Genomic DNA, 14,427 nt, shown 5'->3' with positions numbered 1-14,427 from the left:
GATCAGGCCTGGATGCCCAGGCGCTTGAGTTCGAGGCGGCGCAGAAACTCCTGCATGATCCGCAGGTAGAGGTCCTCGCCGAGGTACGCATCCTCGACCCCCGCGTCGATCGATGGATTGTCGTTGACCTCGATCACCACCGGGCGCTCGCCGACCTGCTTGAGGTCCACCCCGTAGAGGCCGTCACCGATGGTCTGGGTGGCCTTGAGCGCGAGCTTCACGACCTCGGCGGGCGCATCGCGCACGGGCACGGTGCGGAAGCCGCCGGATTTCGCGGTGCCCTTGGCACCGTGGTTGTAGATCTGCCAGTGACCGCGCGACATGAAGTACTGGCATGCATATAACGGCTCGTGGTTGAGCACGCCGATGCGCCAGTCGAACTCCGTGTAGAGGTATTCCTGCGCGATCAGCAACGCGCTGTGCGAGAACAGTTCGCCGGCGGCCTTCTCCAGTGCCTCGCGGGTTTCCACCTTCACCACGCCGCGCGAGAACGAGCCGTCGGGAATCTTCAGCACGATGGGCAGGCCCAGCCGTTCGTGCAGGTCGCGCAGGCGCTTGGGATCGTCGCGGTAGAGGATCTCCGTGATCGGGGTGGCCAACTTGCGCGAGACCATCATGTCGTTCAGGAAGATCTTGTTGGTGCAACGAAGGATCGACGTGGGATCGTCCATCACCACCATGCCTTCCTTCTCCGCGCGATGGGCGAAGCGGTAGGTATGGTTGTCGCTGGCCGTGGTTTCACGGATGAAGAGACCGTCGTATTCGGCGAGCCGCTGGTAATCGTTCTTGCCGATCGGGTCGACTTCCATGCCCAGGTGCTTGCCGGCCTCGACGAACTGCTTCAGCGCCTTCTTGTTCGAAGGCGGCATCTGCTCGTTCGGATCGACCAGCATGGCGATGTCGTAACGGAAGCGGCGGCGGGCACGCGGCTTGCGCCATAGCTTGCGCGAGAACTTTTCCAGCGCCAGCGCGAAGGAATCTTCCTGGGCGTCGTCCAGCGTGTGCAGGCCCACCGCCTTGATCGCGGAGACCTGCCAGACCCGGTCACGCTCGAACTCGATGCGCATCAGCGGGCAAGGGAACATATCGAACACCTGCCTCGCAAGATCCTGCAGGTCCCCGTAGGACGTCTCGCCAAAGTAGACGAGCACGCCGAAATCGGTGGTATCGCGCCCGCCAGCCGGCAGGAACTTGGCCAGCTTCTGGTTGAGGTCGTCGATGTCCAGGCCGTAAAGCGAGCGGCGGCGAAGGTCGTTCACGGTACGCACGGACGGTATGACCTTATGCCCGCGTGCCTCGGCCAGCAGCGAAACGTAATATCCGGTTCCCAGGTACTTGTAGTTGCGACACAGGTTGATGACCTGGGTGCGCTCGTCGTCGCCCCCCACCGGCTGACGGAGGTAATCCATGGCGGTGACGACATCGGCGGACGGGTAATACGAGCCCCAGTCCGAGGCTTTCTCCACGACGATGACGAGCCGGCTCATGAGACCTCGACAGACGGCAACTCCGTTCACTCGACCCCGCCCGGGGCCGATCGTTCGCCGGTGCCGCAGTGTGTGCCTGCGATGGTGCGACACACAAGCGGGGCCGCCGGCGAATGCCCGGACGGATTCATGAAAAAGTCATTGATCCGTGCCGACCCGAGGTCTACAGTGCCGCGCTTGCTTCGCCCCGCTCGGCCCGCGAGCCGTCCTCCACCCGCGCCGGAGTCCCCAAAGCGCATGCAGCCCCCCCCGGTCACCGCCTCGGTACGCGTACGTCGCGCCGAAGTGAGCGATCTCGACGACCTGGTCGCGCTCGAGGAATCGAGCTTCGTGCAGGACCGCCTGAGTCGTGCCCAGTATCGCAAGCACCTCGACAGCGAAAGCGCATTGGTGCTCGTCGCCAGTGCCAACCATCGCCGCTTCCTCGGCACGGCCGTGGTGTTCTTCCGCAAGGGCACGACCGTCGCACGGCTGTATTCCATCGCGACCACGCCACACGCCCAGGGCAAGGGCGTGGGCTCCGCGTTGATCCATGCATCGGAAAACGCGGCGCGCGGACGCGGTTGCCGGTCTCTTCGCCTGGAGGTGCGCAAGGACAACGCCGTGGCCATCCGTCTCTACGAACGGCTGGGCTACGTGCGGATCGGCGAATACGCGAACTACTACGCCGACGGCACGGGCGCCTTCCGCTTCGAAAAGCTGCTTTGAGCGCCCCCGAGGCTATACTGGCTTCCGTTTCCGGGGAATCGCCCATGCGCCGACTCATCTTGCCGCTTGCCCTCGCCTCCACCGTCGCCGCGCTATCCGGCTGCGGCCAGAAGGGGCCGCTGTTCCTGCCGCCGCCGCCCGCCGCTTCGGCCACCGCCAAGCCGCAGACGGGAACGCATCCGGCCGCCAGCTCGACGTCGCTCGCGCCGCCACCGGCCAGCAGCACGCGCGCGCCGTTCAATTCGGTCATTCACCAGTAACCCGCGATGCCTTCCCGATTCACCAAGATGCATGGAATCGGCAACGACTTCGTGATCGTCGACTGGCGTGAAGACGCGCCGCGCACGCCCAACGCGGCCCGCGTGGCCGCATTGGCCGACCGGCACACGGGCATCGGCTTCGACCAGCTGATCAGCATCGAGCCGGCGCGCGATCCTTCCTGCGCCTACTACTACGGCATCTGGAACGCCGATGGCTCGCCCTCCGGACAGTGCGGCAACGGCGTCCGCTGCGTGGCCGCGTGGCTGTACCGCGATGGCGCCATCGAGCGCGACAGTGACGTTCGCCTGGAGAGTCCTTCCGGCCCGGTCACGGTACGTGTGCTCGATGCGGGCAAGGTGGTGGTCGACATGGGCGAGCCGGATTTCGCCCCATCCGCCATTCCGCTCGACCGGCCCGCGCATGCCACGTATACGCTTGTGGTCGATGGCGATGACGTGAGCTTCGGCGCGGTTTCCATGGGTAACCCGCACGCGGTGGTGTTCGTGGACGATGTGAACGACCCGCGCGTGGACGCGCTCGGGCCGTCGCTCACCAGCCACCCGGCCTTTCCGCAAGGTGCGAACGTGGGTTTCGCCCAGCGCCTGGGCCCGGACCGCATCCGCCTGCGCGTGCACGAACGGGGCAGTGGCTGGACCCGCGCCTGCGGTACGGGTGCCTGCGCGGCCGCCGCCGTGGCGCAATCCCTGGGCCTGGCCGCGCCCATCGTCGATGTGGAGCTGCCCGGCGGCACACTGACCATCGAGTGGCATGGCCCGGGCCACACCTTGTGGATGACCGGCCCTGCCGCCTTCGTCTTCGAAGGCGAAGTGTGACGTTCGCACGCGAACGGGGCACACTGCGACACATGCAGCACTTCGAGGAAGAAACGACATGACCGACACCGCGATCGACGGCGATATCAAGCCAGCCACCGTGGCGTCCTACCTGCGACGGCATCCGGACTTCCTCGTCGGCTATCCCGAACTCGCCAACGAACTGGTGCTGCCCAGCGCGAACGGTCCCGCTGCTTCGCTCGCCGTGCACCAGCTACGCGGCCTGCGCGAGAAGAATGCGGAACTGGAGACACGCCTCAAGGAACTGACGGCGGTCGCCGCCGACAACGAAAAACTGATGCGCCGCGTGCACGGCCTGATGCTGGCCCTGCTCGGAGCGAGCGATATCGAGGACACCGTAAGGCACGTGGTGCGCCGCCTGACCGAGGATTTCCAGTCCGAGCGGGTGCGCCTGGTCTTCTTCGGCGACCTCGCCGGGCTCCCCGATGAGCCCTGGCTGCTGCGCGAGCCGCACGGTGCATCGGGGCTGCCCGAGTTCGCCTCGTTCCTGGAACATGGCGATCCCGTCGCCGGTCGCCTGGCGCCCGACAAGCTGCACCGCCTGTTCGGCGATACCGCGCCGGACGTCCGTTCCGCCGCGCTGATGCGGATCGGCAAGGATGCGCTGCTCGCCATCGGAAGCGCCGATCCCGACCGGTTCCACCCCGGCATGGGCACGCTGTTCCTGGACATGATCTCGACCACCGTCGGCTCGGCCATCGAACGAGCGCGGAAGGCGGCGTGAACCCGCGCGAGGCCGTCGAGGCCTTCCTGCGCCATTTCGCCGCCGAGCGGGCACCCTCGGCGCATACCCTGGCGGCCTACCGGCGCGACCTGGGCAAGTTGCTGGAATTCATGGAAGCCGAAGGCCTGGACAGCTTCGACCACCTGGGCCCGGACCGCATGCGCTCGATGATCGCGCGCCTGCATCGACCCATGCGCGGCAAGGACGGCCGCGAGCCGAGGGGCCTGGAGCCGAACAGCATCCAGCGGCTGCTCTCCGCCTCCCGCAGTCTGTTCCGCTACCTCAGCCGGGAAGGCAAGCTCGACCACGATCCCGCCGCCGGCGTGCGCGGGCCGAAGGTGCGCCGCAAGCTGCCCCAGGTGCTCGATGCCGATGAGGCGAAGGAACTGGTCGAAACCAACCTCGGCGGAACACTGGCGCCACGCGATACGGCGATGATGGAACTGTTCTATTCCAGCGGCCTGCGCCTGTCGGAGCTTTGCGGCCTGCATTGGGGCGACCTCGACCTCGACGACGGCCAGGTGCGCGTGCTTGGCAAGGGCAACAAGACGCGCATCCTGCCCGTGGGGCGCTATGCGATAGCCGCGCTCAGGGCCCTGGCCGCCCTCGGCGGGGACGGGCCCGAACAGCCGGTGTTCAAGGGACGGGCCGGGGCGCCCATCGGCGCCCGCGCGGTGCAACTTCGCCTGGCCAAGCTGTCCAGCGGACAAGCCAAGCGGGTTCACCCGCACATGCTGCGGCACACCTTCGCCAGCCACATGCTGGAATCCTCGGGCGACCTTCGCTCGGTCCAGGAACTCCTCGGCCACGCCGACATCGCCACCACCCAGATCTATACCCACCTGGATTTCCAGCACCTGGCGAAGGTGTACGACGCAGCCCATCCGCGGGCGAAGCGAAAGGGCTGAAAGCCCTGGTGTCCGGCGACTCCCGCCAGCCCGTACTTGCGACACCCGCGGCCGGCCCCCACCTCAGGCGTCTCCCCCAAGGAACGCACTATGGAACCGATGCATGCCACGACCATCGTCTGCGTCCGCCGCGACGGCAAGGTCGTCATCGGCAGTGACGGACAGGTCACCCTCGGCAATACCGTCATGAAGGCCAATGCGCGCAAGGTGCGCCGTCTCGGCAAGGGCGACGTCCTGGCCGGATTTGCCGGTGCCACCGCCGACGCCTTCACCCTGTTCGAACTGTTCGAGGAGAAGCTGGTCAAGCACGGCGGCAACCTCACCCGTTCGGCGGTGGAGATGGCCAAGGAGTGGCGCACCGATCGCCGCCTGGGCCGCCTCGAAGCCATGTTGGCCGTCGCCGACAAGGAATCCTCGCTGCTGATCTCCGGAAACGGCGACGTGCTCGAACCGGAACACGGCCTTATCGCCATCGGCTCGGGCGGCCCCTACGCCCAGTCCGCCGCCTTGGCCCTGATGGAGAATACCGAGCTGGATGCGCGCATGATCGTGGAAAAAGCGCTCAAGATCGCCGGTGATATCTGTATCTATACCAACCACAACTATTCGATCGAAGAGCTCTGACCCGATGTCCGAATTGACTCCCCGCGAGATCGTCAACGAACTGGACCGCTATATCGTCGGCCAGCATGACGCCAAGCGCGCCGTGGCCATCGCGCTGCGCAACCGCTGGCGCCGCATGCAGCTCGAGCCAGGCATGCGCGACGAGGTCACGCCGAAGAACATCCTCATGATCGGCCCGACCGGCGTCGGCAAGACCGAGATCGCCCGTCGCCTCGCCACGCTCGCCAACGCGCCCTTCGTGAAGGTCGAAGCGACGAAGTTCACCGAAGTGGGCTATGTCGGCAAGGATGTGGAGTCGATCATCCGCGATCTGGCGGACGTCTCGTACAAGCTGGTGCGCGACCGTGCCAAGGGCCGGGTGCGTAGCCAGGCCGAGGACGCCGCCGAGGACCGCCTGCTCGATGCCCTGCTGCCGCGGCGCCAGTCCAGCGGTTGGGACGACACGGGCAGCAATGTCACCGCGATCGACAGCGACACCCGGCAGAAGCTGCGCAAGCAGCTGCGCGAAGGTGCCCTCGATGATCGCGAGATCGAGCTGGATTTCTCCATGAACGTCGGCGTGGAAATCATGACGCCTCCGGGCATGGAGGAAATGAGCCAGCAGCTGGGCAAGATGTTCCAGAACCTCGGCGGGCAAAAGTCGCAGAAGCGCAAGATGAGCATCCGCCAGGCACGTCCGCTCCTGGTCGAGGAAGAGGCCGGCAAGCTGCTCAACGACGAGGAACTGCGCAGCCAGGCGGTGGACAGCGCCGAGCAGAACGGCATCGTCTTCATCGACGAGATCGACAAGGTCGCCCAGCGCTCGGAGTGGGGCGGCGCTGGTGTCAGCCGCGAAGGCGTGCAGCGCGACCTGCTGCCACTGGTCGAGGGCTCCACTGTCTCGACCAAGTACGGCTCGATCAAGACCGACCACATCCTGTTCATTGCCTCTGGCGCGTTCTCGCTGGCCAAGCCTTCGGATCTGATCCCGGAATTGCAGGGCCGCCTGCCCATTCGGGTGGAACTGAATGCGCTCTCGGTCGACGACTTCAAGCGAATCCTGCGTGAGCCGAACAACGCCCTGACCAAGCAATATGTTGCGCTGCTCAAGACCGAGGGCGTGACCCTCGACTTCACCGAATCGGGCATCGACCGCTTGGCCGACGTGGCCTTCCAGGTCAACGAGCGGACGGAAAACATCGGCGCGCGCCGCCTGCACACGGTGATGGAACGGCTGCTGGAGCGGATCTCCTTCGAAGCTGCCGATAAATCCGGCGAAAAATATGTGATCGACGCCGATTATGTCGATAAAAACCTGGCTTCCCTGGTCCAGGACGAGGATTTGAGCCGTTACATCCTCTGAACATCGGGGGCTTCCCCCTCTGCTAAACTATTGACGTATATGGGCAAGGTTATTCATCTCAAAACAAACGGCCAGCGAGCGAACCTGCGCGAAGCGCAGGACAACCAGCAGCTGGTGCGTCTCTGGCGCGACGAACTCGAACACGGCAGCTTCTGCGGCTATGTGGGCGGTGTCGGCCGCGAGTTCTTCCTGCTCTGGGTCGTCGGCGATGGCGTCAGCTATGACGGCATGTACATCATGCGGCACCGCGACATCTCCGAATTCGAGGCACCGGACAAGCACGCCGGCTTCCTCGAGAAGGCGCTGGCGATGAAGGGCATCCGTCCGACGCCGCCAGCGGACTTCCCCCTCGACGACATCGCCCAGGTCGTAAAGGCCGCGGCGGCACACGCGCCGGTCATCGGCGTGCACGTCGATAGCGAGGACGAGTCCGAGGTCTGCTATATCGGCCGCGTGGTCAGCGTCGAAGACGAAGGCTTCAACATGCAGGAGATCACGCCCGACGCGGAGTGGCTGCGTGAGCCTTCGTTCTTCTCGTGGGACGAGGTTTCCACGGTGAGCATGGAAGACGCCTACGCGACCGCTCTGCTTGCCGTGGCCGGCGACCCGCCGCCGCTGGAGCAGGGCACGGGCGACGGCTTCGGCCGGGCGCCCTGAGCGTATTGCAGCGGTGAATCGTCCCATCGCCCGCAGGTGTGCAAGCCACCGCCGGCGTAGGTGTGGGAGCCGCTTCCGCGGCGAAAGGGTGCTCGCGATCATGTCCGGCGCCCCCTCGTAGACAGGCATCGCCGACAAGTCGGCTCCCACAATGAGCCGGCTCTCCCACAAGAAGCCTTAAGCTCGGCTCCCCGCTCCATTCCAAGGCCACCGGCCCATGCCCCACCCCCGCCCCCTCGACATCGTCCTGCACTCGGCCTCGCGCATCCTCGAGGTGGCTTTCGACAACGGCGAACGCTTCCGTCTTCCCTGTGAATACCTCCGGGTGAACTCGCCCAGTGCCGAGGTGCAAGGCCATGGGCCGGGCCAGAAGGTCCTTGTCTCGGGCAAACGCAATGTGGGCATCACCGCGCTCGAACCCACCGGCCACTACGGCGTACTGATCCGCTTCGACGACGGCCACGCCAGCGGCATCTTCGGCTGGGACACGCTCTACGACCTCGGCCGGGCCTACGACACGGCATGGCCCGCCTACCTCGCCGAACTCGACGCCAAGGGCCTGTCCCGGTAAGGGAAAGCATGCGCATGAAAGCAACATGCGCGTGCAAGGCGTATATTTGCGCGCCATCCCGCATCCACCAGCGAACACCGGACGTTCCGCGATCCCTACTCCGGAGCAAACCAGCATGACGCGAATCGTCGTCGTCGGCAGTATCAACATGGACCTGGTCACACTCGCGCCGCGTTTTCCCGACCCGGGCGAGACGCTCACCGGCGACCGGTTCCTTACGATTCCCGGTGGCAAGGGCGCGAACCAGGCGGTAGCCGCCGCACGGCTCGGTGCCTCGGTATCGATGGTCGGCTGCGTCGGCGACGATGCCTTCGGCAAGCAGCTCTATGACGGACTCGCCGCCGAGGGCATCGATGTCGGCCACGTCGCCCGTATCGATGGCATCGGCAGCGGCACCGCATCGATCACCGTCGCTGGTGGCGAGAACAATATCGTGGTGGTGCCCGCCGCGAACGGGCGGGTCACCACCGCGCAGGTCGAGGCCGCGCGCGAACTCATCCGCGGTGCCGATGCCGTCCTGGTCCAGCTCGAAATCCCGCTCGACGCGGTCGAGGCCACCTTGCGCATCGCACGGGAAGAAGGTGCACCGGTCATCCTCAATCCCGCCCCTGCGCAGCGCCTGCCGGTCGAATGGCTGTCGCACGTGCGCTTCCTCACGCCGAACCAGCACGAACTCGCCACGGTGCTCGGTGCGGAAGGTGAATCCGATTTCCGCGAACTCATGCGTCGCGCCCCCTGTCCCGTCGTGCTGACCCGCGGCGAGGACGGCGCGTGGTTCCGCGACAAGGACGACGAGCCCAGGCATCAGCCGGGTTTCAAGGTCGACGCCGTGGATAGCACGGGCGCCGGTGACACCTTCAATGCCGCTCTAGCGGTGTACCTCGCCGAGGGACTCGACACGGCCGTGCGCAAGGCGTGCGCCGCCGCCGCGATCGCGGTCTCCCGTCTGGGCGCGCAGGACGGTATGCCGCGCGCCGACGAACTCGCGGCGTTCCTGGAGACACATCGATGAGACGTAGCGGCCTGCTGCACGCCGAACTCAACCGCGTCATTGCCGCGATGGGCCATACCGACACGCTGGTGATCGCCGATGTGGGACTGCCGGTCCCCCATGGCGTGCCCTGCATCGACCTGGCGGTACTGCCCGGCACCCCATCCTTCGCGGCGGTATTCGAAGCGGTATACGCCGAACTGGCCGTGGAAAGCGTTACCGTCGCTCGCGAGATCCATGCGAAGAATCCCGCGCTCGTCGCGCTCACCCTGCGCCTCGCCAATGACGGGCTGACCGTCGACGAGGTGTCCCATGACGAACTCAAGCAGCTGGCCGCGCGCGCCGTCGCCGTGATCCGCACGGGCGAGACCTCGCCCTACGCGAACGTGATCCTGCACGCCGGCGTCACTTTCTGATGAACGCGCCCCTGGTCCGGATGCAAGACATCCACAAGGCCTTCGGCCCGGTGAAGGTGCTCGAAGGCGTGGCTTTCGAGTTGCTGCCGGGCGAAGTGCACGCCCTGATGGGCGAGAATGGCGCGGGCAAGTCCACCTTGATGAAGATCCTCACCGGGATCTACGCGCCGGACTCCGGCACCATCGAGGTGGACGGCAAGCCGGCGTCGATCACCACGCCCGCGGACGCCGAGAAGTACGGCATCGCCATCATCCATCAGGAGCTCAACCTGATTCCCGCGCTCAGCATCGCGGACAACCTCTTTCTCGGCCGCGAGATTCAGCGCTTCGGCCTGCTGGATCATCGCGCGATGACGAAGCGCGCGATGGAGTGGCTGGCCCGCGTCGGCATGGAACGTCTCGACCCCGGCACCTTGATCGAACGCCTTTCGGTCGGCCAGCAACAGATGGTCGAGATCGCGCGCGCGCTCGGCCAGAACGCACGCGTGCTGATCATGGACGAACCGACGGCGGCACTCACCGAACACGAGACCAACACGCTGTTCAAGCTCATCCGCGACCTGCGCGCGCAGGGCACGGGCATCGTCTACGTGTCGCACCGCATGGAAGAGATCTTCGCCCTGTGCGATCGCATCTCGGTGCTTCGCGACGGTCACTTCGTCGGTACGCGCCCAGTCCCCGGCCTGGCCTTCGACGAGGTGGTGAAGATGATGGTCGGGCGCACGCTCGACGCCCGTTTTCCCACGCGTACGCCGAACATCCGCGAGGTTCGCCTGAAGGTCGAACACGTGACCGGCGGCATGGTGAAGGACGTGAGCTTCGACCTGCATTCGGGCGAAGTGCTCGGCGTGGCCGGCCTGCTCGGCGCGGGGCGCACCGAACTGGCGCGCCTGTTGTTCGGCCTCGACAAGCTCAGTGAAGGCACGGTCACCCTCGACGGTAAGGTGGTGACGCCGAAGTCGCCGAACGAGGCGATCCACTCCGGCTTCGGTTTCGTCACCGAGGATCGCAAGGCGCAGGGCCTGGTGCTCGACATGAGCTTGCGCGAGAACGTCAGCCTGCCACGCGTGCCGGCGCGTGCGGGCCTCGTCGACCGCCCGGGCGAGAAGAAGCAGACGCGCGGCCTGATCGACGCACTGAAGATCCGCACGCGCGACATGGAACTCGACGTGCGCGCCCTGTCCGGCGGCAACCAGCAAAAGGTCGTCCTGGCCAAGTGGCTGGCGTTGAAGCCGCGCGTGCTCATCCTCGACGAGCCTACTCGCGGCGTCGACGTCGGCGGCAAGGCCGAGATCTACCACATCATCAATCAACTCGCGGAGCAGGGCGTGGCCATCCTCATGATTTCCTCGGAACTGCCGGAGGTGCTCGCCATGAGCGACCGCATCCTGGTCATGCACGAGGGCCGGGCGACGGCCCTGCTCGAAGCCCACGGCGTCACCCAGGAAGCCGTGATGACCGCCGCGACCGGAGGCAAGTGACATGACGCTGCAACTCAACTGGAGTCGGGCAGGTACGCTTCTCCAGCGCCTGGGCTCGGTGATCGGGCTGGCCCTGCTCTTCATCGTGCTTTCGATCATGAGTCCGGACTTCCTCACCACGGGTAACCTGCTCACGGTGTTGCGCCAGGTCTCCATCAATGCACTGATCGCCTTCGGCATGACCTTCGTGATCCTTGCCGGCGGCATCGACCTGTCCGTCGGCGCCATCCTCGCGCTCACGGGTGCGGTGACGGCCGGCCTCATGGCCGCAGGCCACGGGCTGGTGCTGTCGGCAGGCGCGGGCTTGCTGCTCGGCCTCGTGCTCGGCATGGTCAACGGCGCGCTGGTTTCCTGGGGCAAGGTCGCCCCGTTCATCGCGACCCTTGGCACGATGACGCTGCTGCGCGGCGTCACGCTCTCGTATACGCAAGGCAGCCCGATTCCGGTGACCAACTCCGGCTTCGCGCTGCTCGGTGGTGGCTACGTGGCCAACCTGATCCCGCTGCCGGTGATCTGGATGTTCGTCGCGTTCGTCCTTTGCGGTTTCCTGCTGCGCGGCACGGTGTTCGGCCGGCACGTGGTCGCCATCGGCGGCAACGAGGAAGCGGCCCGGTTGTCGGGCGTGCGCCTGTCACCGATGAAGCTGGCAATCTACGGTCTCTCGGGCCTGCTATCGGCCTTCGCCGGCATCGTGCTCACCTCGCGCCTGTATTCCGCGCAGGCCACCGCCGGTGCCGGCTACGAGCTGGACGCCATCGCCGCCGTGGTCCTCGGCGGCACCAGCCTCTCCGGCGGCCGTGGCTGGCTCTTCGGCACCCTGGTCGGCGCGCTGCTGATCGGCTTCCTGAACAACGGTCTCAACCTGCTCGGCGTAAGCTCCTTCTACCAGCAGGTGGTGAAGGGCATCGTCATCCTGATCGCCGTCCTGCTCGACAGGCGGCAATAACAACAACGAGGGAACACACCATGCGCAAACTGACATTCCTCGCCGCGGCCGCGGCAACGCTTCTCGCGGCTTGCTCGCAACAAGGCCCGGGCGAATCCGCGCCGGCAGCCGCCGCGACCGCCGGCGGCGCCGCGCCCTCGGGCACCCCCGTGGTCGGCCTCGCGCTGTCCACGCAGAACAACCCGTTCTTCGTCGAACTCAAGGACGGCGCCCAGAAGGCCGCCAAGGACGCCGGCGTGCAGCTCGTCGTGGTCGATGCGCAAGACGATCCCGCGCGCCAGATCTCCAGCGTGGAAGACCTGATCCAGAAGCGCGTATCGGTGATCCTGCTCAATCCCACCGATTCGTCGGCCCTGGCCGGCGCGGTGCAGTCCGCGCAGCGTGCGAACATCCCCGTGGTCACGCTCGACCGCGGCGTCGATGGCGCCGAAGTCGCTTCGCACATCGCCTCCGACAACGTCGCCGGCGGCAAGATGGCCGCCGATTACCTGGCCAAGGCGCTGGGCGGCAAGGGCAACATCATCGAGTTGCAGGGCGTGGCCGGTACCTCGGCGGCACGCGAGCGCGGCAAGGGCTTCGACGACGAAATCGCCACCACCGGCATGAAGGTCGTCGCACAGCAGCCCGCCAACTTCGACCGTGCGCAGGGCCTCTCGGTGAGCGAGAACCTGCTCCAGGCCAACAGCGACGTGCAGGCGATCTTCGCCCAGAACGACGAAATGGCCCTGGGCGCGGTGCAGGCCCTCGCCGGCAAGAACAAGAAGGTGCTGGTCGTCGGCTTCGACGGCACGCCGGATGGCAAGGCCGCCGTGCAAAGTGGTGAGATGGCCGCCACCGTCGCCCAGCAGCCGGAAGAAATCGGCAAGCTCGGCGTCGAGACGGCGAAGAAACTCATCGACAAGCAGCCGGTCGAGAAGTCGATCGCCGTGCCGCTGAAGCTCCTCACCAAGGAATAAGCGCGTTGACTGAAAGGCCGGGCCACCTCGAGGTGGCCCGGCCTTTTTCATGCGTCCCAGCCGGGTGGGAGGGAAGACTCAAGGTTCCACGTTGCATACCGAGAAGCGCACGGGCAACCCGAAACGATTCAGCGCGTGCAGAGCATCAGTCGTCAACTGCCACTCTATCGATGCGCCAAGGTTGCCGGCTTCGACTGTGCTGGCCATGAAGATGTCGATGAACACGTCATCGGCGCCTTGAATTTTCACTGGGTCCACTTTCGGCTTAAGCATCGCTAGCAACTCAAGAAGGATGGCGCTCACGTCCAACGATTGCCGCTTCAACGACAACTTCCACGTATTGGTGGCATACACCGGCCTATCCCTGCCTCGGATCTTGGGTTCGCCTTTTCGGTAGATGTTGGTCGGTGGGACGCCCAGCAAAACTGAAACTTGATCCACCTCGAGATCGGCGCCCTTTACGTACAGCGTAGCTTGCAGCAAGGAGTTACTCTCCCAGGTTTCCATGCACTTCTCCCTCTGGATCGTAGACGTCCCCTGTTTCGGGGTTGACGCCCCAGTCAGCTTTCCCACCGCTATGAGCGTTGTCGTCTCCTTTGATGTCATGGAAACGTCTACGTCCTTCGTTCTTTCCAACCCCATTGCGCCTCCCCCATTCCTCCGCTCCCTTGTCGGCAGGCCAAACACCGGGGGGACGACTATAGACAATGTTAGGTTGGGAAGTACCGCAGCTTATCGAGCCATAGCAGCTTTGATGATCGAACACTAATTCGTTGAAGCGGTTTGAGTCGACAAAGAAGAGACCGGCCACCGCTGCCTGAGCAACGATCAGAGGGACAGGTACCAACGTGACACGTGGTGAGGTACGAACGGGCAACGTTGTTGGCGTTACGGGAATTACTGGTAGCGTGACCGCATCTCCAGGAGATGGAGAGGGCGTGCTCGGAGACGGCGTCTGAGGACACGGGGCCTGATCGGAACCACCCGCAGTCGAACAATCGTCCATACCAGTAGGATCGATATTCACCATGGGGCTGTTTGACGCGTACGCGTATCGGTTGATTCCGAACACGTCGCCAGGAGTTGGCTTGATGGGATCGGTACTGAGAAAGCGACCTATCTCCAGATCGTCATACCGTGCCTGCATGTATGAAAATGTAGATTCTCTCTCCTCGATGTGACCGGCATACCCTGGTTGATTACCCGGTGCATCAGCAGCTGCCGGGCTTCCGTATGGGCGGTAATCGAACCGAGCAGTAACATTTCCGCTTGCATCCGTCGTTGCCACGACGTTGCCTTGTGGATCAGTCAAATAATAGGTGACTGTTTTTGTAGGAGCACTTTCAGCAAGCAGTGGCGTAAGCAATAGTGCTCCTAAAACCAGGAATACCCATAGATTTAGCTTTCGAGCACGCGCTACCCCCGCCGATGTCGACGAACACTGATTCATCCCTGTTCCCCCTGCGTCGCCTCGTTCGCGACTGTTCAATGCCACCTTAAT

Annotated in this window: 17 protein-coding genes; 14 read left to right on the top strand and 3 right to left on the bottom strand. The window is 65.1% G+C overall.

The features are described 5' to 3' along the window. Positions 1-2: 2 nt before the first annotated feature. Positions 3-1,487, bottom strand: a complete 1,485-nt coding sequence (locus J2T07_RS07365; protein WP_306848608.1) for a RimK family protein — start codon at positions 1,485-1,487, stop codon at positions 3-5. A 237-nt stretch (positions 1,488-1,724) separates the two neighbouring features. Here J2T07_RS07365 and J2T07_RS07360 point away from each other — a divergent pair, with 237 nt between their 5' ends. The 14 genes from J2T07_RS07360 (at position 1,725) to rbsB (ending at position 12,926) form a co-directional block, all read left to right on the top strand. After that, entirely contained in the window at positions 1,725-2,195 is a 471-nt protein-coding gene (locus J2T07_RS07360; protein WP_306848607.1) for a GNAT family N-acetyltransferase, read from the top strand. Between the two features lie 44 nt (positions 2,196-2,239). Beyond that, a complete protein-coding gene (gene lptM / locus J2T07_RS07355; protein WP_306848606.1) occupies positions 2,240-2,455 on the top strand; it encodes an LPS translocon maturation chaperone LptM in 216 nt (71 codons plus the stop codon). 6 nt (positions 2,456-2,461) lie between these two features. After that, positions 2,462-3,289, top strand: a complete 828-nt coding sequence (gene dapF / locus J2T07_RS07350) for a diaminopimelate epimerase (RefSeq protein WP_306848605.1) — start codon at positions 2,462-2,464, stop codon at positions 3,287-3,289. A gap of 58 nt (positions 3,290-3,347) precedes the next feature. Continuing rightward, positions 3,348-4,034, top strand: a complete 687-nt coding sequence (locus J2T07_RS07345; RefSeq protein ID WP_306848604.1) for a DUF484 family protein — start codon at positions 3,348-3,350, stop codon at positions 4,032-4,034. Then, on the top strand, positions 4,031-4,942 hold the full coding sequence (locus tag J2T07_RS07340; RefSeq protein WP_306848603.1) for a tyrosine recombinase XerC: 912 nt from the start codon (positions 4,031-4,033) through the stop codon (positions 4,940-4,942). The genes J2T07_RS07345 and J2T07_RS07340 overlap by 4 nt, the downstream gene beginning before the upstream one ends. Before the next feature lie 90 nt (positions 4,943-5,032). Continuing rightward, on the top strand, positions 5,033-5,566 hold the full coding sequence (hslV, locus tag J2T07_RS07335) for an ATP-dependent protease subunit HslV (protein WP_306848602.1): 534 nt from the start codon (positions 5,033-5,035) through the stop codon (positions 5,564-5,566). Between the two features lie 4 nt (positions 5,567-5,570). Further along, positions 5,571-6,908 carry an ATP-dependent protease ATPase subunit HslU gene (gene hslU / locus J2T07_RS07330; protein ID WP_306848601.1) on the top strand — a complete coding sequence of 446 codons (1,338 nt, stop codon included), beginning with the start codon at positions 5,571-5,573 and terminating at the stop codon, positions 6,906-6,908. A 39-nt stretch (positions 6,909-6,947) separates the two neighbouring features. Further along, a complete protein-coding gene (locus J2T07_RS07325; RefSeq protein ID WP_306848600.1) occupies positions 6,948-7,565 on the top strand; it encodes a hypothetical protein in 618 nt (205 codons plus the stop codon). Between the two features lie 217 nt (positions 7,566-7,782). Further along, on the top strand, positions 7,783-8,136 hold the full coding sequence (locus J2T07_RS07320) for a DUF971 domain-containing protein (RefSeq protein WP_306848599.1): 354 nt from the start codon (positions 7,783-7,785) through the stop codon (positions 8,134-8,136). 115 nt (positions 8,137-8,251) lie between these two features. Continuing rightward, the gene (gene rbsK, locus J2T07_RS07315) at positions 8,252-9,148 is read left to right on the top strand and encodes a ribokinase (RefSeq protein ID WP_306848598.1); all 897 of its coding nucleotides are present in this window, start codon (positions 8,252-8,254) and stop codon (positions 9,146-9,148) included. Continuing rightward, the gene (rbsD, locus tag J2T07_RS07310) at positions 9,145-9,543 is read left to right on the top strand and encodes a D-ribose pyranase (RefSeq protein ID WP_306848597.1); all 399 of its coding nucleotides are present in this window, start codon (positions 9,145-9,147) and stop codon (positions 9,541-9,543) included. Before rbsK ends, rbsD begins: the two co-directional genes overlap by 4 nt. After that, positions 9,543-11,024 (top strand): sugar ABC transporter ATP-binding protein, encoded by a 1,482-nt coding sequence (locus J2T07_RS07305; protein ID WP_306848596.1) that lies wholly within the window; start codon positions 9,543-9,545, stop codon positions 11,022-11,024. The genes rbsD and J2T07_RS07305 overlap by 1 nt, the downstream gene beginning before the upstream one ends. A 1-nt stretch (position 11,025) precedes the next feature. Then, a complete protein-coding gene (locus J2T07_RS07300; protein ID WP_306848595.1) occupies positions 11,026-11,970 on the top strand; it encodes an ABC transporter permease subunit in 945 nt (314 codons plus the stop codon). A gap of 20 nt (positions 11,971-11,990) precedes the next feature. Next, positions 11,991-12,926, top strand: a complete 936-nt coding sequence (rbsB, locus tag J2T07_RS07295; RefSeq protein ID WP_306848594.1) for a ribose ABC transporter substrate-binding protein RbsB — start codon at positions 11,991-11,993, stop codon at positions 12,924-12,926. 78 nt (positions 12,927-13,004) lie between these two features. Here the strand turns inward: rbsB and J2T07_RS07290 are convergent, their stop codons facing one another. Further along, a complete protein-coding gene (locus J2T07_RS07290) occupies positions 13,005-13,433 on the bottom strand; it encodes a DUF4279 domain-containing protein (RefSeq protein WP_306848593.1) in 429 nt (142 codons plus the stop codon). Next, a complete protein-coding gene (locus tag J2T07_RS07285; RefSeq protein WP_306848592.1) occupies positions 13,414-14,292 on the bottom strand; it encodes an RHS repeat-associated core domain-containing protein in 879 nt (292 codons plus the stop codon). Before J2T07_RS07285 ends, J2T07_RS07290 begins: the two co-directional genes overlap by 20 nt. Between the last annotated feature and the right edge of the window lie 135 nt (positions 14,293-14,427).

Source organism: Luteibacter jiangsuensis (genome assembly GCF_030812295.1).
Classification (GTDB): Bacteria; Pseudomonadota; Gammaproteobacteria; order Xanthomonadales; family Rhodanobacteraceae; genus Luteibacter; species Luteibacter jiangsuensis_A.
Note: the sequence above shows the minus strand (reverse complement) of the source record. Positions and strands in the feature narration are given on the sequence as shown.